Origin of the sequence: Psychrobacter proteolyticus (genome assembly GCF_038155145.1) — a bacterium.
In the GTDB taxonomy this organism is placed as follows: domain Bacteria; phylum Pseudomonadota; class Gammaproteobacteria; order Pseudomonadales; family Moraxellaceae; genus Psychrobacter; species Psychrobacter proteolyticus_B.
The window spans coordinates 1-242 of sequence record NZ_JBAKAY010000053.1 but is presented as its reverse complement, the minus strand read 5'-3'; the positions used below and the strand labels follow the sequence as shown (position 1 = coordinate 242).

The 242-nt window shown below is 64.5% G+C and carries 1 protein-coding gene; it reads left to right on the top strand.

Going from position 1 to position 242, the window contains the following annotated elements:
* The coding region (locus V6252_RS12985; RefSeq protein WP_341610728.1) for a sugar-binding domain-containing protein at positions 1-242 on the top strand (242 nt) is incomplete at both ends.

Below are 242 nucleotides of genomic sequence, written 5' to 3'. Positions count from 1 at the left end.
GAACGCCTGGTCAAGATCTCCATCGATCACCCCGTGGCCAGCAGCATGGCGCTGTCGGATGCGCTGGTGGAGCGATTCGGTCTGAGCTTCTGCGATGTGGTGCCCTCGGACACCCAGTCGCCGGAAAGCATTGCGGAGTATCTCGCGGTGGCCGGTGCCGAGCGCCTGTCGTTCTATCTCGGTCGACAGCAGCCACAGACCATCTCGTTGAGTACCGGACGCGCGGTGCGTGCGGCGGTGGA